Source organism: Gordonia sp. N1V, assembly GCF_029269935.1.
GTDB classification, from domain to species: Bacteria; Actinomycetota; Actinomycetes; order Mycobacteriales; family Mycobacteriaceae; genus Gordonia; species Gordonia polyisoprenivorans.
The window spans coordinates 1-335 of sequence record NZ_JARJDD010000112.1; the positions used below are offsets into that span (position 1 = coordinate 1).

Sequence of the window (335 nt, forward strand, 5' to 3'; positions counted from 1 at the left end):
CGACGACCGGCTCCACCAACTCGACTTCGGGAGCGTCGGCATCGGCGGGTTCGGGGACCAAGTCGTCCCACGCTGCCGCATCCTCGGCGTCAGCGGGTGTTTCGGCCGACCCATTGCTGTCGGTGCCACCACCTCGTTTCGGGCAATCATCTTGTCCGCATTCACAGTTACAGTTCCTTCGCCGAACACTGGGTGATATCGGTGCCATCCACAACCACCGACCCCTGCTCCGGATGCAGCAAACCGATCAACGTCTTCAAGAACACCGATTTACCGGTACCCGACGGACCCAGCAGGGCCGACACCTCACCCTCGGGCAAGGTCAACGACACATC

Annotated in this window: 2 pseudogenes; both read right to left on the reverse strand. The window is 61.8% G+C overall.

Annotation, left to right across the window (positions count from 1 at the left end):
* Positions 1 to 169, reverse strand: a pseudogene (locus P3L18_RS28350) (HNH endonuclease); the annotation flags it as partial.
* Between the two features lies 1 nt (position 170).
* Positions 171 to 335 (reverse strand): annotated as a pseudogene (locus P3L18_RS28355) (ATP-binding cassette domain-containing protein); the annotation flags it as partial.